11 protein-coding genes are annotated in these 20,040 nt (G+C 71.0%); 8 read left to right on the top strand and 3 right to left on the bottom strand.

From position 1 onward, the window contains the following. The first annotated feature begins 1 nt into the window (after window position 1). The 8 genes from HV826_RS09705 (at window position 2) to HV826_RS09670 (ending at window position 16,246) form a co-directional block, all read left to right on the top strand. Entirely contained in the window at window positions 2-403 is a 402-nt protein-coding gene (locus HV826_RS09705; RefSeq protein ID WP_176416720.1) for a GPW/gp25 family protein, read from the top strand. Further along, a complete protein-coding gene (locus tag HV826_RS09700; RefSeq protein ID WP_176416719.1) occupies window positions 404-2,746 on the top strand; it encodes a putative baseplate assembly protein in 2,343 nt (780 codons plus the stop codon). Beyond that, window positions 2,746-5,166, top strand: coding sequence for a phage tail protein (locus HV826_RS37850; protein WP_176416718.1), 2,421 nt, complete (start codon window positions 2,746-2,748; stop codon window positions 5,164-5,166). The genes HV826_RS09700 and HV826_RS37850 overlap by 1 nt, the downstream gene beginning before the upstream one ends. A gap of 5 nt (window positions 5,167-5,171) precedes the next feature. Beyond that, window positions 5,172-6,092: a hypothetical protein gene (locus HV826_RS09690; RefSeq protein WP_255207709.1), complete on the top strand. Its 921-nt coding sequence runs from the start codon at window positions 5,172-5,174 to the stop codon at window positions 6,090-6,092. Window positions 6,093-6,119: 27 nt separating this feature from the next. Then, window positions 6,120-7,973, top strand: a complete 1,854-nt coding sequence (locus HV826_RS09685; RefSeq protein ID WP_176416716.1) for a hypothetical protein — start codon at window positions 6,120-6,122, stop codon at window positions 7,971-7,973. 66 nt (window positions 7,974-8,039) lie between these two features. After that, on the top strand, window positions 8,040-12,491 hold the full coding sequence (locus tag HV826_RS09680; protein ID WP_255217131.1) for a hypothetical protein: 4,452 nt from the start codon (window positions 8,040-8,042) through the stop codon (window positions 12,489-12,491). A gap of 603 nt (window positions 12,492-13,094) precedes the next feature. Further along, entirely contained in the window at window positions 13,095-14,276 is a 1,182-nt protein-coding gene (locus HV826_RS09675; protein ID WP_255217130.1) for a hypothetical protein, read from the top strand. Beyond that, window positions 14,273-16,246 (top strand): ATP-binding protein, encoded by a 1,974-nt coding sequence (locus HV826_RS09670; RefSeq protein WP_176416714.1) that lies wholly within the window; start codon window positions 14,273-14,275, stop codon window positions 16,244-16,246. Before HV826_RS09675 ends, HV826_RS09670 begins: the two co-directional genes overlap by 4 nt. Here HV826_RS09670 and HV826_RS09665 read toward each other — a convergent pair. From HV826_RS09665 to HV826_RS09655, 3 genes are all read right to left on the bottom strand, one after another. Then, the gene (locus HV826_RS09665) at window positions 16,243-16,905 is read right to left on the bottom strand and encodes a glutathione S-transferase family protein (protein WP_176416713.1); all 663 of its coding nucleotides are present in this window, start codon (window positions 16,903-16,905) and stop codon (window positions 16,243-16,245) included. The two genes, HV826_RS09670 and HV826_RS09665, sit on opposite strands and share 4 nt — an antisense overlap. Window positions 16,906-16,994: 89 nt before the next feature. Beyond that, entirely contained in the window at window positions 16,995-18,686 is a 1,692-nt protein-coding gene (locus HV826_RS09660) for a sulfatase-like hydrolase/transferase (RefSeq protein WP_176416712.1), read from the bottom strand. 74 nt (window positions 18,687-18,760) lie between these two features. After that, window positions 18,761-19,960, bottom strand: a complete 1,200-nt coding sequence (locus tag HV826_RS09655) for an extracellular solute-binding protein (protein ID WP_176416711.1) — start codon at window positions 19,958-19,960, stop codon at window positions 18,761-18,763. Window positions 19,961-20,040 lie beyond the last annotated feature (80 nt).

Raw genomic sequence — 20,040 nt, 5'->3', positions numbered from 1 at the left:
CATGCTCCCGAAGCCTCCCGACAGGCGCCCTCCCGTGGGCTTCCCGCTGCGGCTCGTGCCGGACGAGCGCGGCGAGCTGGCGTTTCCTTCGCTGGAAGCCAGCGTGCGTCAATCCATCGAGGTCATCCTCCGCACGCGCCCCGGCGAGCAGCTCATGCGACAGGGCTTCGGCGCCGGGCTGGAGCGGATGATGGGGCAGCCCAACACCGTGTCCACCCGCCGGCGCATCCAGGAGCTGGTGCAGCGCGCGCTCACCGAGTGGGAGCCGCGCCTGGAGCTCATCCGCGTGGACGTGCTGGAGCTGGCGGACCTGCCCGCCCAGGTCCGCGTGGAAATCGTCTACCGCCTGCGCCGCACGGGTGACGTGCAGCAGCTCGGGCTCGCCATGGACCTCGGAGGCTAGATGCCCATCATTCCTCCCCGGCTCGACGACAGGAGCTTCCCGGACCTCGTCGAAGAGCTGCTCTCCCGAATCCCAGGCCACACCCCGGAGTGGACCCATGCCCGCGTGGGCGACCCGGGGCGCACCCTGCTGGAGCTCTTCGCCTGGCTGGCGGACTCCATCCTCTACCGCGCCAACCTCATCCCCGAGCGCCAGCGACTGGCCTTCCTCCGGCTGCTGGGCGCGAGCCTGCGTCCCGCCGAGGCCGCCACCGGCGTGGTGAGCGTGCACTTCGACACCGAGGTGCTCCAGCCGTCCGTGTCGCTGCGGGCCTTCGCCTCGCTGCGCAAGCCCGTGCCCTTCGAAACGCTGGATGAGCTGACCGTGGTGCACCTCACCGCGGAGGCATACCGCAAGCGCCCGCTCACGGAGACGGAGCGCCAGCAGCACGCGTCGATGCTGCCCCGGCTCGCGCAGGTCTATGGCCTGGACCCCAAGGCCCAGCACGGCTTCTACGCGTCGACGCCCGTGTTCCCGCTCGGCGCCGCGGACCCGCGCGGGCTGGACCTGGTGACGGAGACGGTGGACGGCAGCCTGTGGCTCGCGCTGCTCGCCCCCAAGGCGGAACACGTGGTGGCCCTGCGCGAGGACTTGACGAAGGGGAACGGACAGGGGCCGCGCGTGCTGAGCGTGGGCGTCTCCCCCGTCATGGAGGTGCCCGCCCTGTCCGAGCTGCTCGGGGCGCGCGGCCGACTGCCACACGTCTGGGAGGTGACGGGCACGCCCGCCGCGGACGGGTCGCCGGTCTACCACCGGCTCACCGTCATGGCGGACTCGACGCAGGAGCTGTCCCGTCGGGGCGTCGCGCGGCTGCTGTTGCCCTCCGACCTGGGCGCGCCGGTCAACGACGTGCGGGCGGACACGCGCGCCGGCCTGGGCGACCGGCCACCCCGCCTGGATGACCCAAGAGTCGCGGCGCGATTGGTGACCTGGCTGCGCCTGCGCCCCAGCGGCAAGCCGGAGCGCTTCGCGCTGGGCTGGGTGGACATCAACGCGGTCGAAGTGGACCAGCGCGAGACGACAGGCGGACGCCTGATTGGACAGAGTGACGGCACCGCGGAGCAGGAGTTTCGCCTGCCCTCCGGCTCCGTGGAGCGAGCGACCTTCCAGCTCTTCATCGAAGAGCCAGGGGCGGGCTACCGCGAGTGGCGGCTCATCGAAGACCTCGCGCTGGCCCGGCGCGACGAGCCCGTCTACGCCCTGGACTCAGAGGCGGGCACCGCCCGGTTTGGAGACGGCGTGCGTGGACGCGTGCCTCCCGCGGGTGCCCAGGTGCTGGTGGCCCGGATGCGCAGCGGCGGCGGCGCCGCGGGCAATCTCCCGCCTGGCAGCCTGAAGGACCTCAGCGCCTTCCGGGTCGATGGAAGCCCCGCACCGGGGCTGCGGGTGCAGCAGCCGGAGCCCACGCTGGGGGGCCGGGACGCGGAGACGCTGGCGGAGGCCGAGCGCCGCATCCCCGCGCTGCTGCGCCACGTGGACCGGGCCGTGACGGAGGAGGACTACCGACGGCTCGCGGCGAGCACCCCCGGCGTGCAGCTGGGCCGCGTGGAGGTGCTGCCCCGCTTCGAGCCGAGGCGACGGCGAGACGGCGTCCCCGGTGTCGTCTCCGTCATGGTGTTGCCCACGGCCACGCGGCTCGAACCGCCCTACCCGCGGGCGGACCGGCCGCTGCTGGAAGCCGTCCACGCCTACCTGGACGCGCGCCGGCCGCTCACCACCGAGCTCTACGTGATTGGCTGCGAGTACGTCCCATTGGGGCTCGGCGTGGGCATCACCGTGCGTGAGGGCTTTGGCAGGGAGACGGTGGTGCAGGCGGTGCGGCAGGCCGTGCGCCGCTTCATCTTCCCGCTGCCGGCGGGAGGCCCCACTGGCGAGGGCTGGCCGCTGGGCCGGGACGTCCAGGACCGGGAGCTCTATGTGGCGGTGGCGCAGGTCCCCGGGGTGGCCAGCATCGCCGGGGTGAGCCTCTTCGCCTGGGGAACGGTGACGCGCGTGCTGAGAGATGCGCGTCGCCCCGGAGCCACGGCCGACGTGGCGCGCTTCACGGTGGAGCCCCCTGCTCCGTCCGTCCGTCAGGCCGAGGGCCCCGTCAACCCGAGCTGGCTCCAGCTCAAGGGCAGCACCGCGACGACGCCGGTGGAGCTGTCCATCTCGGACTGGCAGCTCCCGGAGTTGCTCAAGGTGGCGGTGAACGCCGACGGGGAGGTGCCGACAATGCTCCACGGCATCGGCGATGAGGGAAGCGGCGGCATGGACTCCTCGCAGGCGGGCGTGGCGGTGCCCATGGTCCCCGAGGTCTGCTGATGGACGCCAACCGCCTCCGGTTCTACATGCTGGCGGACACGCAGGACTGGGCCACGGAGAGCTCGGTCTCAGAGAGCGAGGTGTGCCGCTACGACGCGAAGCGCAGGACGCTGCGGCTGGGGAGTCTGGGAGAGACCCGCACCTTCGATGAAGTGCTGGACCTCGCGGTGCTCGAGCCCAGGCTCGCTCGCGTACCGGGCGCGGTGGACGCCTTCGGCACGTGGGCTTGGTGGGACGACGTGGCTGGACAGGTGCGCGCGGCGGGCGGGGGCGCTGGCACCACCCTGCGCTTCGAACCCGCGCAGGTCGGGTTGTCCGGCGCGGTGACGGACCTGTCGCCTGGAGCTGGCGGCGTCCTCTACCTCGCGGTGGCCCAGCGCGTGGTGACGCTCCACCTGCGCAAGGTGTGGTCCGCCGAGGTGTTCCCGGCCGAAGGTATCGCCGCGCACCGCATCGCCGCGGACCCGCGGGGTGGCGCCTACGTCCTGAGCGGTCCGCCTTCCTTCGCGCCCGACGCACCTCCCGCCGTGCTCGGCCGGGTGGATGGGCAGCCGCTCCCGGACCTCCTGTCCATTCCCTCCGGCGCCGGCTTGTTCCGTCCCACGGAGGAGAACCCGGACCCGCCTCGGACCCGGTTGCTGGAGACGCTCGCGTGGCCCGGCGAAGTGCCGGTGGCGCTCGCATGTGACGCCGAGGGGCGGCTGGCGGTGCTGAGCTGGGTCATGGACCCGGCGCTCGCGGGTGTGCCCCCAGACGAGGCGTATGCGCGGCTGCGCTTCTACACGGGCCGCTTCTCCACGCCCGTCGCGCTCCCGGGCGTGCTGCGGCCCTTCAGCCTCGCCATCCTTCCGGACGGCCGCGCCGCGGTGCTGTCGCTGCTCAACGACGGCAAGGTGGAGGCGGTGGCCTACGCGCTCCCGGCCGGTGCGTCAGAGGCGATTCCCCAGGGAGACTACTTCCCACTGCCCGGCCATGACGGTGGGCCCTTCCTCCAGGGGGCGCAGCCGCCGCACCACGCCGTCACCCCGGGACTGGCCGACCTGGCGCCCGTGCCGCTTCAAGCCCTGTCGCTGCCCCGGTGCGCCGAGCGGGGCCGCGCCGCCAACCCGCCGAACCGGCCCTTCGACTCGGGCGACGGGCGCACGGTGTGGCACCGCCTGTATGTGGAGGCGCTGCTGCCCCCCCGCACCGGCGTGCGCGTCTGGCTCGCCGCCACCGACGAGCCCCTGGCGCCGCCCAGCGACTCTTCGCGCTGGCACGAGCATCGCTTGGGCCTCATCCCGGAAGCCCCTGTCCACCCGGACGTCCCGCACGGGAGCTGGGTACCGCTGCCGTCGGAGGTGCCGTTCCAACCGGGAATGCTGCCCGCACCGCCGGCCCCGGGCGAGAGTGGCCTGTTCACCGTCCTCATCCAGCGCGCCCACACGAAGGTGCGTGCGCTCTCCGGACGGTACCTGTGGGTGCGGGTGGAGCTGTTCGGCGACGGGCGCCGGACGCCCGAAGTGGGAGCGCTGCGCGCGTATGCATCGCGCTTCTCCTACGTGGACAACTACCTGCCGTCCCTCTATCGCGAGGAGCTCTTCGGCGAGGACGCGGACACCGCCGGCAGGGCGACCCCCGCGGACTTCCTGGAGCGTTTCCTCGGCATCGTCGAAGGGGTGCTGACGCCCATCGAGGACCGCATCGCCCATGCGCACGTGCTCACCGACCCGGGGCACGTGCCGGGTGATTCGCTGGAGTGGCTCGCGAGCTGGGTCGGCCTCTCCTTCGACCCCGTCGTGGGCGAGCGCCAGCGGCGCGCGATGCTTCGGGCCGCGCCCGCGCTCGCCCGGCGGCGCGGCTGCGTTGACGGGCTGCGCCTGGCGCTGGACCTGGTCACGGACGGCGCGGTGAACCGAGGCGCGGTGGTGGTGGTGGAGGACTTCCGGCTTCGGCGCACGCTGGCCACCATCCTGGGCGCGGACCTCGCGGACGCGGAGGACCCGTTGCTGCCGGGCCTGGCCCGGAGCGGGAACTCCTACGTGGGCGACACGCTCTTCCTCGGGGATGAGACGCGCAAGGAGTTCCTGGCCGTCTTCGGGGACGAAACGCTGCGGAGCCAGGCGGAGGCGGAGGCGGTGGAGCAGCTCCTGGAGCGACTGGCACACCGGCTCACGGTGCTGGTGCACCAGGGCACGGACACGCGGACCCTGGGCCTCATCCGGAAGGTGGCGGAGCAGGAGGCCCCCGCGCACGTGTTGGTCTCCGTCATCACCGCGAGCCGCCCGCTGCTCGTCGGAGTCGCGTCGCTGGTGGGCGTGGACACCTACGTCGGGCCCGCTCCCGCGCCCACCTCGGTGCGAGTGGGCCACAGCGTGCTGGGGCTCGCGGACGTCATTGAACGTCCGTCGAGCCTGGACCCCAGATTGGAAGGAGGTTGATGACCATGTCGCCCCCGAATGACGCCTTGCTCGACGCGGAGACGCGAGACCGGCTCCACTACGCCACCGGCGTGCTCCTGGACGCGGGAGACTTCACCGCCGAGCAGACCTATCACCGAGGCCGACTCACCCGGGCCCTGGCGTACCTCCATGGCGTCGGGACGGTGGCCGGGCTCCATGTCAGTCACTTCGAGGGCACCGAACCGGAGCATGAGGAGCTCCGGGTGTCCGCCGGGCTCGCGTTGGACCCCTTCGGCCGGTTGGTGGAAGTGCCCACGGACGCGTGCCTCAAGCTGGACCGCTGGTACTGGCAGGAGCCGCTGGCGCTGGCCGACTTCGGCGTCTTCACGCCCGCCGAGTACCGGCTGAGCCCCGATGCCGCGGGCTATCCACCCACGGGGGTGGTGGCGGACCTGTTCCTGCGTTTCCTCCAGTGCGAGCGCGGCAAGACGCCTGCCTTCGCAGCGGGGCCCTTCGACGCCATGGACGCCGTGGTCGCCTCGCGCGTTCGCGACGGCTACGAGCTGCGGCTGGTGCCGCGCTCCACGGCGTATCCCCCTCCGGAGGTCCCCAGGAGCCCCTTCCCGGACCCCGTGGACGAGCCAGACCCGGTGCAGCGGCGCCTCAAGCTCCGGCAGGCCATCTTCAACGCCTGGAGAGGCAGCCGCGAACAGGAGCTGGCGAAGCTGTGGAGCGACACCTTCATCCCCGCCTCGCTGCTGACGGACCCGACCCAGCCTGACTTGAAGATGAGGGATCCCGCGTGGGTCTTCCTCGCCCGCATCGTCATTGGCGCAACGGACGTGGAGGACGTGCGCGGCACGGAGGTGCGGCCCACGCGGCAGGGGGCTGTCTACGTCGACAACGATTTGAGGCCCTTCAGCCTCTCTACCGCCGCGCTCGCCCGGTGGATGGGCGTCTTCTAGGCCTGACTCTCTCGAAGGGGGATAACCGTGTTCAACCCAACCAGTGGACCCGCCCGGGAGAAGCTCACCTGGGAGACGGCACAAGCGCTGGAGACCGCCCGGGCCATGGTGCACGACGACCGGCGCGTGCGCTCCTTCTTCTTCGACGGGCGCTTCCTCACCGCGAAGGACCTCACGCGGGAGCAGAACTACTTCCTCACGCGGCAGGCCGACCTCTCGCGGGCCAATGGCACCGGGGTGATGCACGGGCTGAGCGTCACGCCCAGCCAGGACCGCACGACGCTCAGCGTCCGCCTGGGCCATGGGCTGACACCCGGCGGCGAATTGGTCGTCGTCCCTCGTGACTTGACGGGCCTCCGCCTGGACGACATCCCGGAGATTCAGCGGCTGGACGCGGCCTTCGGGCTCGCCCCCGTGCCGCGCGAGCTGGCGCGGAGCCGCTCCGGGGTGTACGTGCTGGTGCTGCGCCCGGTGGAGTACACGGCGAACCCGGTGGCCTCGTACCCCACGTCGCTGGGCGCCGCGCGGACCACGCAGGACGGCGACATCATCGAGGCGGTGGCGCTGACGCTCATCCCCTACCCAGACCCGGTGGGCGGCGGCAACTTCGAGACGCGCCGCGGCCGCGCGGCCCATGAAGTCTTCGCCGGAGCGGGGATGCGGAGCCTCCCCGTGGACGCGCTGCCGCTGGCGATGCTGGCGCTAGACCGAGGCACCCTCCGCTGGCTGGACACCTTCCTGGTGCGACGGGAGGTGGGCGCCGAACAGCGCAGCGTGGTGGGCTTCGGCGTGGCCCCACGCGAGCTGCGTGAAGCACACGCGCTGCAATATCAGCAGCACCTGAAGGAGGTGCTCCAGGCGCGTCGCGCCGCGGGCCAGAGTGAGCGGTTCCTCGCGAGCGAGCACTTCTTCACGCTGCCCGCCGCGGGGACCCTGCCCGCGGCGGCCATCGAGGCGGGCAGCCTCACGGAGTTCTACTTCCCGCCCGAAGTGGACGTCGAGCTGACGGTGGTGGCCGAGGACGAGCTCGGCGCCATCCTCGACGAGTCCCTGCAACTGCCCCCCATCGACCTCACGCGGACAGGCGAGGCCCTGGAGTCGGTGTCCGTCCTGGTGATGGTGCCCGTGGCGCGCCATGGCATGGCGCAGCGGCTGGAGGGCCTGCGCGAGGTGCTGCGCGCCGCGCCGCTCAAGCTGCGGGCGGCGGCGGTGGGACAGGTGGCGCGGCGGCTGCCCGCGCATGCCCTGCTGGACCTCACGCGCCGCTGGCAGGTCCAGCCCGCGCCCGAGGCGCCCGTGACAGACCTGGTGGACGCGGCGTGGAGCGAGCTGCTCTCCGGCTCGCGGACCCTCTGGTATGCCTGCCGACGCAGCCTGCCGCACCACCACTCCGCGGCGGGCCAGCCGCTGCCCGAGCCGGAGGACCACGACGGCGAGCAGCACTTCGAGGAGCTCGTGAAGAAGCTCCGGCAGGCGGAGCTCTATGACGAGTTCTCCGCCCTGCCCCAGCGCGGCACCGCCATGGCCATTGGCCAGCTCGTGCCCCTGCTCAACACGCTCGCCCACGGAGCCACGCGGTGGCAGTTCGCGGGCATGGCCTCCGCCACGCTGCGGCTGGAGCGCATTCAGCACAAGGAGTACATGGCCGCGCTCAACCGGTTCCCCGCCACCGTCAAGCAGGGCCTGGCGCGGCTGGAGGCGGAACCCAGCCTCCTGGACGTGCCGCTGGCCACCCTGGCCGCGTCCTACCGGATGCCCGACATCGGGGCCTACGTGATGACGCTCACCGCCGCGTCCTACGCCACGTTCGTGACGGAGTTGAAGAAGCTGCTGGATGAAGGCGTGTCGCTCGACGAGGCGTTCCTGACGCTGCGGGGCTGAGAGATGATTACCAAGCCGATTGCGGATCCGCTGGCCAACGAACATGTGCTCCGCGTAGAGCCACGCATGGCGCCCTTCGGCGTGGACGCCGAGTGGCGGAGGAGGGCCCACTTCTTCACGGGACGCGCCGTGTCGGCGGACGCGCTCGCGCTGGAACAGGAGCATCGCGCGGGGAGGCTCGCGCTGCTGGGCCAGCACCTCACGCCGGGCATCGTCGCCGGGCTGGAGGTCCATCTGGAGCGGGAGGGCCCACGGACCTTCCTCCATGTCCGGCCCGGCAACGGCATCGCCGTGACAGGTGAGGACGTCATCGTCCGCCGGCAGCTCCGCGCCCCGCTGGGAGAGCTTCCCCTCTTCCCAGGGCACCGGGACCCCTCCACGTTCTCCCTGGAGGCGCTCGCCAACGAGGAGCCCCCCGTGGACCCGCTGCTGTTTCCCAAGGCCGCGGTGCTGGTGCTGGTCCCCACCACGTCCGTGCTGCCGCCACCGGCCTCGCAGACCGACGCCTGCGAGGTGGACCCGGAGTCCCAGGCCTTCGAGGACGCGGTGCGCACGGAGGGCGCGGCGCTGGTGCTCTGGGGCTGGCCCCAGGGCTGGGACATGCCACAGGACTCCTCCCTGCGCTGGCGCAGCCGGCTGGTGTACAGCCTCTTCGAGCGGGAGCGCCGTCGCCGGAGTGGAGTGCTCGCCCCCTGGGAGCACGCGGGCGTTCCACTGGGGCTGCTGGGCTTCGGGCAGGGGCCAGACGGGCCTGAGGCGTTGTTCGTCGACCGGCATGCGGTGGCGCGAGCGGGTGGACTGCCACGCGCGCGCACGCCGTTGCTGAAGTCCCGTGGCTCGCCCGTGCTGTGGCAGGCGCGCATCCTCCAGTTCAACGACCACCTGGCGGAGCTTCCCCCGGAGCGGCTCGCCCAGGACAAGGCCATCCTCTATTTCCGCCGCCTGCCGCCCGTGGGCGTGCTGCCACCGGACGCCGTGGACTACCGCGCGTGGACGCGGCGCTTCTTCCCCGACCGGTTCGAGCTGGAGGCGGTCCCCATTCCCCTGGAGCAGCTCGACACGGTGGCGATGGCCAGCGCGGCCCTGGAGCCGCTGGACATCACCCGCGAGGAGCGCGTTCGCATCCTCGTGCCCGTGCCGGGCGCCGTCTATGAGCCGGGGCTGCTGCATGACGCACCGCTGGACCCCGCCTTCCTCGCCGCCATCGAAGAAGGTCTTCAGCGCCTGGGCGGATGGCTGAAGCGGCGCCTCGTCGTGCGCGCCCGGATGAGCACCCTCAAGGACAACCTGTACGGCGCCACCGGCAAACACTATCCCCTGGTGGACCCGGAGGCCGACCCGGACGAGGCGCGCTACATCCCCGCCGCCGATCCGACGAACCCCACCGAAGAAGACTACGGAACGTCGGGAGAGACGGTGCCCTCGGCCGAGGCCTACCTCCAGAACCACTTCGAGCCGTCCTGGGAGTTGGCCGTCGACGCGCGCTCCGACTTGCTGCCTCGGCCCCAGGGAGACCCGACGCCCCGGCTGGAGTTCGCGGGACAGCTCACCTCCGCGCCCCTGGTCATCTCCACCGAGGAGCGGGCGCATGTCTTGTTCCGGGGACCATTCTGGACGCTGGGCTACCGGACCTTCGACGGCCGGGCGTGGAGCAAGGTGACGCAAGTGATTCAGGGCAGGGTCAGGTCACGCTCGGTGCCCGTCGCGGCGATGTGGCCGCGCGGGCGGCTGGACGTCTACTTCCGGGACGACCAGGGCAACCTGCACAACACCTACCTGGACACCCGCGTCAGCAATCAGCCCTGGAGCAGCCCTCGCGTGCTGACGACCGGCGTCATGGGAGATGCCGCCGCGGTGTCTCCCTCCGAGGGACGCACGGACGTCTTCTACCAGGCCCTCCGAGGACAGGTCCTCTCACTCTGGTGGATGACCGTCACCGCCTCGCGCGTCATCCGGCCGAGACCCCTTGAGACGCCGCTGGCGTTCAAGGGCGAGCCCATCTCCGCGGTGGTGTCACGGGGCCTGCTCATGGCCTTCCTCCTGGACGCCCAGCGCAACCTCCAGCAGGTCACCGTCTCCCCGGACCCCACGCACGGCGCGGAGGTCTGGACGAACCACTCGCTGGGACGGGAGGTCCGCTGGTTCAAGGCCTGCGCCTCACCGGATGACGGCACCGTGGACCTGGTCGCGCTCTCGGGCAGCTCCCTGTTGCACCGGCGCTTCAACGGGCTGGTGTGGAGCGAGTGGAAGGACCTGGGCGGCGGCCACTCGCTCACCGCCGCGCTGTCCGCGCCGGGCAAGGGCGTGCTGGATGTCCTGTCCCGCGCGGTCAACGGGCGCATCCTGTACGCCCGGTTCGATGGCACCACCTGGACGCCCTGGAAGACGCTGGGCACCGAGGTGGCGCGCTCCGCGCCCGCGGCCATCCGCCGCGGCGAACATCTGGATGTGATTGTCAGGGCGCGTGAGAACCTCCTATGGCATCGGCCGGTGCGCTCGCCCCTCCACACCGCCCAGCGAACCCTGGGCCTGCGTGGGCTGATGCGCGACCTGTCCAACCGGATCCAGCGAGTCGACGAGGCCGTGGACGCGGCCTTCCTTCAGGTCCAGTCGGAAATCCATCGCGTCCGCCAGCTCATGCTGGGCAGCACCGCCTCCGCCGTGATGACGGCGTCCCCCGTGCTGACCGACGTCGCGCAGGCCGAGACGCGCGTCGCCACGCTGACGGACGTGGAGAAGTTCATCGGAGTCTTGAGCGCGAAGCGCAAGGTGAGCTGGTCCACGGTCCGCTACCTGGACCCCACCAACCTGCGGGACCGGCTCCTCAAGGTGTCGCCCGTCATCGGCACGCTTCACTCGGCGATGGCCATCAAGCGCGAGGTGCTCGGCAAGCTGTTCACGCTGCTCTCCGGCATGGAGTTCAACCTCGAGTCCGTGCAGGTCCCCAACGTGAAGGCCCCCCCGTGGCGGAGGTCGCGCGTGCCACCGGTGGACGGAGAGCCGCCGCCCCCCCCGGAGCCACGCATCGGCGTTCCGTTGAGCGAGCTGCGTGCCCTGACCGCGGAGGATTGGAGCCAGGTGTTCACCGACTACGTGGCGCCCAAGGTGCCCACGCGAGCGGAAGAGGCCACCTACTTCTCCATGTCCGTGGCCCAGCTCGAAGACGTCCTGGCCGTGCTGAGGAACCTCGAGGACCGTGTCATGCAATACCGGGAGGCCCTGGAGGAAGGCGGGCGCCTGGTGAGCGTGCTCCAGGCCCATGAGGCGCGGGGCGGCGAGCGCCTGACGGTGATTGGCACGGAGGTCTCCGAGTCGCGCCAGGACGTCATGGTGGCGCGCGCGCTCCTGGCCGAGGAGCAGGCCCGGCTGCAGCGCATCAACGAACGACGCACCCTGGTGCTACGCGAGCACGTCCGCTTCCTCGTCTACCACCGGCCCCGGGAGCAGGTCCTGGACCGAGCCACGCCCGTCCGCGCGTTGGACACCGGCATCTACGAGTCGGAGCTGCCCGCGGCGCTCGCCGAGACACGCGCCGCGCCTCCGGAGCTCTGGGCGCTCATCCAGCTCCTTCGCGACGCCCCGCTGGACTGGTTCGCGCAGGGGCCACTGCTGTTCCAGCGCCTGGACCGGCTGGACCTCGTCCACCGGACACTGGAAGGGGCTCGGCAGCGCGCCACGGTGCGCGTGCCGCCCGCCCTCCCGCAGATAGCCCGCGCGCCCAGCCGCTCGGGTGAAGGTGTGAGTCGTGTCTTCACCGCGCAGAGCCAGATTGTGTCCCAGGCCCGCGTCGTCACCGCGACGCTGGAGTTGGCCAGCCTCGTCCATCGCGGCTGGGCGGAGCTGGTGACGCTGGCGCTGCCCATCACCTCGTTCGGCGACCTGATGGACACCGCGCACGGGCGGCCAGACGTCGCGCAGGCCGCGGCCCGCGAGTTGGAGAACATCGCCAAGGTGGCCACGTACCTCTACTTCCTCTTCGGCGAGGTGACTCCACGCGTCCGGATGGAATGGGCGTCGATGCTCAGTGAGTATGACGCGCCGTGGGACCTGAGGGACCTGGCCCGGCTGCCCCAGTGGAACACGCTGGAGGTCACGAGCCGGCGCCAGCTTCAGGAGTTGGTGGACTGGCTCTTCGCGCAGATGAACCCGTCACGCACCGAGGCCGTGACGCTGATGAACGACCTGGTGCGCTCGGCGCTGCTGCTCGCGAGCCACGCGCCCGTGGGAGAAATCGTCGCCGGGCACCTGCCGAAGCCAGCCCCCGCCAGGGTGGGAACGGTGCTGGACCTGCAAGTGGACCCTTCGCGCATCCGCGTGGGCACCCATGTGCTGCTCGCCTCCGGCGTTCACACGGTCCAGGCCGTGGTGGAGGACCTGGGCACCGGCACGGCCCGCGCGCGCGTCTTCTCCACGAGCGCGGCCAGCGTGAACCTCGCTGAGAAGACGGTGGCGAAGTTCTCCGAGCCCGAGCAGCGAGGCGGCCTGCTCCCGACGCCGCGGCGGACACTGCTCCGGTGACCTCGGAACGGCGAGTGCGCCAGGTGAAGCTCGCGGCGGCCAGCCACGCGCTCGTCCAGCGAGGGGCCGTCCTCCTGGAGGATGCGCTGCGCACCGCCTCGCTTCCGGATGCACCCGGGGGCCGCGTACTGGTCATCCGCCGGCTGTCGCTCGGGACAATTCACGCGGACCGCAGCCCGGCCACGCTCTCGCTCGTCGTGGAGCAACGCGTGCGTGAGGTGGCGCTGCTGGCGGTGCCTGCGCGGTCGCGGTCCGCCGCCACCGCGCAGGCGGTCTACTTCCGGGATGAGCTGGAGCCCTTCGTGCTGCTGGCCACCCGGCTTGCCCAAGGGCTGCCCCTGGACGCCTGGTTCTGGCGGTTGGCCGTCCCTGGACTGCGCCCAGGGACGCCCCGAGACGACGCGCTCCGCCTCGCGCTCGCCGGCGCCTTGCGGACGGGGCCTGGCCATGCCGCCGCGGTGACGCTCGTCTCCGAATTGCACGCGCTCGGCGCGCTGGCCCCCCCTGCTGGGCGCACTGCGATGGCAGGATGGACCCGCGCTTGCCCGAGCCTGGTGGGGACACCTGCCGTCCCGCCCGGCGCCGAGGCCGCCCCTGGACGACGTGGGCGCGACGGAGCAGGTCCCCGAGCCGCTCCGGAGCACGCTCGCGCACTGGACACGCGCCTGGGGAGCTGGCGACGCCCGTGCCTTGTGGCTGGCCGCGGTGGCGCTCTGCACGCGCATGCCCTCCCGGGTCGCCGCGCCCGATCTTCCGTCGCGGGCATGGCGGGTGCTGGGGGCGCGCCAGGCTTCCCCTGCGGCACACCTGCCCACGCCAGGGGAGCCGCCCCAACGCCCCCCTCCGAAGCCGGACGCGCCCACTGTCCCCGCCGCCACGGGCGTGGTCTCGGGAATCGTCGCGTCGTCGCCGCCATCCTCGCGAGCGCTCTCCGATGCGCCTTCTTCCGCCGACGTGACGAAGCCCCTGGAGGGAACCTCCGCGACCCCGGCGGGTGAGTCAGCGGCTCCGCGGCAGATGACACGCCCCGCGCCCGTGGACGCCGACGAGGCGCCCGGAGACACCGGAACCACGCCTCAAGACACGCCTCTGTTCTACGCGACGGAGGAAGCGCTCCCCACGGTCGCTGGGGGACTGCTCTTCCTCGTGCCCATGCTGAACGCACTGGGCCTGGGGGAGTTCCTGGCGGTCCATCCCGCCCTCGCCGACCTTGGAGTCCCGGAGCGCTTCCTCCGGCACGTCGCCGAGCGCCTGGGGGTTCCCTCGACGGACCCATTGCTCCGCGTGCTCCAGGAGGCCGCGGCGCCGTTGCCCGAGCCCAACCCCTTCATCCTCCCCGTGCGCTTCCAGGCAGGCATCGGCGCGCGAGCACCGCTCCGTCTCGTCCGCGAACCCACGGGACGCCGCGTTGCCTTCGACGCACGGACCCGGATACCGCTCGCCTCGACAGCTCACGGGGAAGCGCTGCCGCCACCGTTCGACCAAGGCCTCACGACGACGCCCCTGGCGCATCGACTCCCCTGGGATGACGCCACCCTCATGCTGCGCGCGGCCCTGCTCGCGGTGGGCGGCGTCACGCGACGGCTGGCACACATGGGGCTCAGAGCGCTCGTCCTCCGTCCCGGCCGCCTCGTCGCGACCCGCACGCATCTGGACATCGTCTTCGCGGCCTCGCAGGTGGATATCCGCATCCGCCGCGCGGGGCTCGACGTCAACCCGGGCTGGGTGCCCTGGCTCGCCCGCGTCATCCAGTACCACTATCAATACGACGAGGCCGGAGCATGACGACGTCCTCCCTGCCCCTTCGCACCACGGTCCTCGCGGCGTTGGCCCTCACACAAGAGGACTCAGGGGATGGAGAGGCCATTGAGCTGCGCTTCCTGCGACAGCACCTGGACGCAACAGGGCGGGACTGGGTCGCTCGGGCGCGGGAGCGCCTCACACGTCCGGGCGCCGAGGATGCTGGAATCGTGATGCTCGGCGAAGCGCTCGGGCTCTCGCTGGTGGAGCTCCTCGCAGTGGTCCTGGTCGCGGCCGTCGAGCAGGACCCGATGGTGGGCCGGGCCGTCGCGTACCTTCAAGCGCCCGTGGGGGCGTCCCGGCCAACGCTGGGCCTGGTGTCCAGCGCGCTGGCGCCGGCCGCTTCCGTGGGCCAGGAGGCCCTGCTCCTCCTCACCGCCGGAGCGGCCCTGGGCAGCGGCCTGCTGACGCGCCTCCGGGAGGAGCTGCCACTCTGTGAACAAACGCTGGCCATGCCGCTGCCGCTCTTCCTGGCGCTGTCCGGCCACGACGTCACCTGGCCTGGGGCAACGCTCGGCTCGGCCCACCACCTGGAAGTACCGCTGCCTCCGTCCATCAGGGATGGCGTGCACCGGTATGCGCGCTTTCTCGCGGACAAGCCTCGGTCGTCGCTCGTGCTGCGCGGCACGTCCCTCTCTGAGACCCGCACCGTGGCGGCGGCGGTCGCCATGTCGCTCGGGCGCGAGCCCCTCTTCCTCGGAGCGGAGCCACAGCCGGGATTGGGGCCCTTCTTGATTCAACGAGGACTGCTCCCCATCCATGTCCACGAGCTCGGGCCCGGCGAGCGGAAGGTCCTTCCCAACCTGCCGTACTACGGCGGCCCCGTGCTGGCCCTCACCGGTCCGGAGGGCACGCTCGACGCGGCGGACCGCGCGGTGCTGCGCTGGTCCGTTCCACGACCTCCCCGTGAGGAGCGGCGAGCGCTGTGGGAGTCCTCATTGGGCGCACCGGCGCTCGCGGAGGAGCTGGCCCGACGGCACCGCCAGGGCGCGGGACGGATTGCCCAGCTGGGCCGGCTGGCGCGGCAGAAGGCGGAGCTGGACGGGCGGCGGGGGCCCGAGCTCGAAGACGTGCTCGCCGCGGCGTGGGTGGCGGAGTCCGAAGGCATGAGCACGCTCGCGGAGCCCTTGATGGACGCCATCCACGACGACGCCATCGTCCTGGTGCCTCAGGTGAAGCGAGAGCTGGAGCTGCTCCTGGCGCGGTGCCGCGCGCGGGACGATCTGGTGGACGGCCTGGGCCCCTCCGCGACGGTGCGCTACCGCGCGGGGGTCCGGGCGCTCTTCATGGGCGCGTCGGGCACGGGCAAGACGCTCGCCGCGGGCTGGCTGGCCACGAAGCTTGGCCTGCCGCTCTACCGCGTCGACCTGGCGTCGGTGACGAGCAAGTACATCGGTGAGACGGAGAAGAACCTCTCGCAGCTCTTCGCGCGGGCCGAGCATGCCGACCTGGTGCTGCTCTTCGATGAGGCGGACTCGCTCTTCGCCAAGCGCACCGACGTGAAGGACTCGAATGACCGGTTCGCCAACGCACAGACGAACTACCTGCTCCAGCGAATCGAGGCGTTCGACGGCGTGGCCCTCCTGACCAGCAACAGCAAGAGCCGGTTTGATTCAGCCTTCACGCGCCGCCTCGATGCCATCATCGACTTCACCCTGCCCGGACCCGCCGAGCGGCGCGCGCTCTGGACCACGCACCTGGGCATGGCGCACGAGCTCCCCGCCAAGGAATTGAGCCGACTGGCGGCGACGGCGGACCTGGCCGGAGGACAGATTCGCAACGTGGTGCTGACGGCCGCGCTGATCGCGCGTGAGGCGGGCCGCGCCATCCACCCACCGGACATCATCGAGGCGCTCATGCATGAGTACCGGAAGCTGGGCCGCGAGCCCCCCTCCGAGCTCCGCCCCCCGCCCGTGGGGTCCGCTGGCGGCCCCCGTGACACAGGGCGCCGCTAGCGCGCGCTGCCCGCCGGGGCGCCGAGGCGCTGCTCATAGGCGTCCAGCGTCCGCCGCCAGGCGGGCCGTGCCTCACAGCGCTCGCGGTAGGCGGAGACCCGGGGGAAGCCGTCGAGCACGCCCGCGTTGCGCACCTCGCGCAGCACCGTGGTCATCAGGATGTCCGCCACGGTGAACGCCTCGCCGGTGAGATATGGACGCTCCCGAAGCCAGTCCTCGAGCGCGGTCAGTGCGTGCTCGGCCCACTTCACCAACCCGGGACGCCGCTGCGCGCCGGTGGGGTCGGCGGCGCCGAGCAGGTCGATCATCACGATCTGGAACAGCGGCGGCTCCAGGGTGTTGAGCGCGGCGAAGCACCAGCGCGTCACCTGGGCGCGGCCCTGGAGATCCGCGGGCAGCAAGCTGCCCGTCTTCTCCGCCAGGTACAGCAAAATCGCGCCCGTCTCGGTGAGCACGAAGCCGTTGTCCTCGAGCACCGGCACCTGCGTGAAGGGGTTCAGCCGCCGGTACTCCTCGCTCCTGGTTTCCCCCGCGGGATGATCCACCCCCTGCACCCGGTAGGGCACGCCCAGCTCCTCGAGCGCCCACAGGGCGCGCAAATCGCGCGTGAGGCCGACGACCTTCGAGTTGACGCGGCCGAAGCCGTAGAGTGTGAGCATTCCAGCAATGTTGATGCCGTTCCCGCCCACTGTCGAGGAGTCAGGCCGCCCCAAGTGCGAAGGCCACCGCGTCGTCGAACGGCGTGACCTCAGTCCCGCAGCGGGCCCTTCGTCGCCGCGCTTCGATTCAGGCTCTGGGGCAGCAGCCGCTTCTTCTCGCGCTGCTCCTTCAGGACCTTGTCGAGCGCATCACGGACGTCTTGCGGCAGGGGCTGCGCCGCCGCCGCGCTGCACCGGTTCCGGGTCTCCAGCGGGTCCTCCGTGAGGTCGTAGCACTCGTACTCCCGGGGGATGAACCGCGCCGTGGCGACCTCGTCCGTGTTCCCCGGCGCGCCCGCGAAGAAGCGCGGGTTGTCCGAATAGCAGCTGTACTTCCAGAGCGTGTCGCCCGTGAGCTCGGGGAGGCGGGTGACCACCGTCTCGATGTGCTTGGGCTGGATGACGCCCGCGAACTCCTGGCCGGTGAGGTTGTTGGTCATCTGGAGCCCTGACTCGACGTTGTCGTCGGTCATGAAATAGATGGGCTCATGCCGCTCGGCCTCCCGTCCCAGCACCAGACCGGAGAGGTCCCTGCCCACCAGCGGCTGCGCCTCCGAGTGGTCCCTCGCCAGCGCTCGCCGGGCAGCCTCCGCGTCGATTCCGGCCAGCCCCAGCAGCGTCGGCACCAGGTCCACGTGCGACGTCACCAACTCCGTCCTCCGGGGCTCCGGAAACAGCCCTGGATTGGAGATGACGCACGGCACATGCAGCGTCTCCTGATAGGCGTTGTACCACTTCTGCATCATGCCGCCGTGAGCCCCGAGCATCTCACCATGGTCGGACGTGAGGACGACGATGGTGTTCTCGAAGAAGGAGGTCTGCTTGAGCTGCGCATAGACACGCTGGATGTGTTTACTCACCTCCGCCATGAGGAAGTAATAGAACTGCCGGTACGACGCGGTGTCCCGCTGCGGCAGATACATGCGCGGATACGTGTAGACGTAGTCCTTCTGACAGCGCGGCTTGCTTTCGAGCGACTCGCCCGCCGTCGGTGAAGGCGCCACGTCCGGCAGCTTCCCCGCTTGCTGAAGGTCGCTGAACTCGGTGAACCAGGACACGCCCGAGAAGACGATGTCGTGCGGATTGACGAAGGAGCTCACGACGAGCCACGGCGCCGCGTCCCCCTTCGCGGCCTGCTGGTCCAGGTCGCTCAGCAGCCTGCATACCTGGTCGGCGAAGCCTGGGTCACGGACCGTGCCGTCGTTCGCCTGGGCCGAGCCATGCGGCTCTGGGCCAACCCACCCTGAGAAGCCGAACTTCTCCAGACGCCCGGCCTGCTCGTACAGGGCGATGCGCTCCGGGTAGGCGTCGCCGCTCACGCCATTGCTCATGAGGGGCGTCTGCGTCCCCGGCACCAGGATGTCCTCGTCAGAGAGGTGCCACTTGCCCCGGTAATGCGTCTGATAGCCGCCCTGCCGGAAGTACTCGCCCAGGGTGGGGACGGTGTTGGGCGCCAGCCAGTACATGTCCGGGTCGAACGAGGACTTCCCGATGCCGGGCGTCTGACTTACCCCGTGAAGCGATGGATATTGCCCCGTGTAGAGCGTGGTGCGGCTGGGCGCGCAGGCCGTGGAGGCCGTGTGGTGCCGGAGGAACTCGAGGCCATGCTGGCGGAGCTCCTGGCCGACCCGGTCATTCTCGACACGAAACCGCCGGGCCTCCTCGTTCTCGTACGGAGGCGGGAAGCGCTCCTCGTCCGTGGTGATGATGAGGAAGTTGGGGCGCTTGCCAGCAACCGTCATGTCACGACCTCCTGATGGTGAACGCAAACTGTAACGCAGAAGGCCGTGACGCATGACGGCACCCGCATCTCTTTCTAATTCAGCGCGTCCACCAGCGCCGCCTGGAGCGTCCTCCGGTGCTGCGGGAAGCCCTGATTGGGATAGGGCCGGGCCCCGCTCAGGAACTGCACATACTGCTGATACATCGGGTCGGAGCGCGCGGGCTCCTGCTGATAGAACGCCTGGGTGGCCTGCAGCAGATAACGCGGCGTCGTGCCCTGCGGCGCGTCCCCGCTGAACGCGATGAGGCTGCGCACGGCCGGGTCCTTCATGAAGTCGGTGAAGGCGCGGGCGTCCTCGGCACACGTCCCCATGCACCGCGCGTTGACCACCAGCGCATCCACGAACACCGCGGGCGCGGAGCCCGTGCCCAGCGGAACGGAGATGACCTCTGGAAGCGCCATGCCCGGGTTCGACTTCCGGACGAAGAACAGCCGCTCCGTGTAGCCCATGAAGCCGTTGGCCTGCCCTGCCGCGAACGCCTCTTCCGCCAGGGCATTGTCCGCATAGGTGCCGTCGAGGCATGGGTTGACGCCTGCCTCCAATTCACAGCTCTTCACCACGTCCTCGAACGAATCCAGCGCTGGCGCGTCCAGCGGCAGCGACAGCGCCTGGGACAACACGCCCGTGGGGTTCGTGTCGGCCCAGGCGTCCAGGTAGGACGAGGGCAGCGTCCAGCTTCCGCTGTAGTTGGCCGCAAGCGGGCGCACACCCGGTGCCACGTCCGTGAGAATCTGGACCAGGGAATCGCCATCCGTGGCCGACGACAGGTGGGGGCTGTTCGAGTAGACGACGTAGCTGCACAGGTAGGTCGGCACGCCGTAGCGCTGGCCCGCGATGGAGACGGCTTCTTCCGCCGCCGGATGCGCGACGCCCGCCTCCAGGGCAACGGGCTGCACCCAGCCCTTCGACACGAGGTCACCCATGATGAGCGTGTCGACCTCCACCACCTGCGCGGCCCCTGCGCCCTGGCCGAGGAGCTGGCTCAGGGTGCCTCCGTCATCCAGGTCATAGAGGTCCAGGTTCGCGTCGAACACGATATCCACGTCGATGTCCGAATGCGCCCGCTCGAAGTCCGCCTCCAGACGCTGCTTGAGGCTGGCGAAGCCATCCCCCGCCGAGTCTGGAATGTAGGGGAAGAGCACGACCTTCAACGGCCGCGGGGCCTCGGGTTCGGGCTCCAGGCAGGCACTCAGGAACAGGGCGAGGACGCAGGGCTGGAATCTCCATTGCATGGTGTGGCTCCGGCGAGATGAGGGAAGCCACCCCGCACGGAGGCGGGAGCGGCCTTGCCATTCAGTCTACCACTCCACCT

It is taken from the genome of Myxococcus sp. AM010 (genome assembly GCF_013372585.1).
Classification (GTDB): domain Bacteria; phylum Myxococcota; class Myxococcia; order Myxococcales; family Myxococcaceae; genus Myxococcus; species Myxococcus vastator.
The sequence above is the reverse complement of the archived record's forward strand: the minus strand, read 5'-3'. Positions and strand labels throughout refer to the sequence as shown.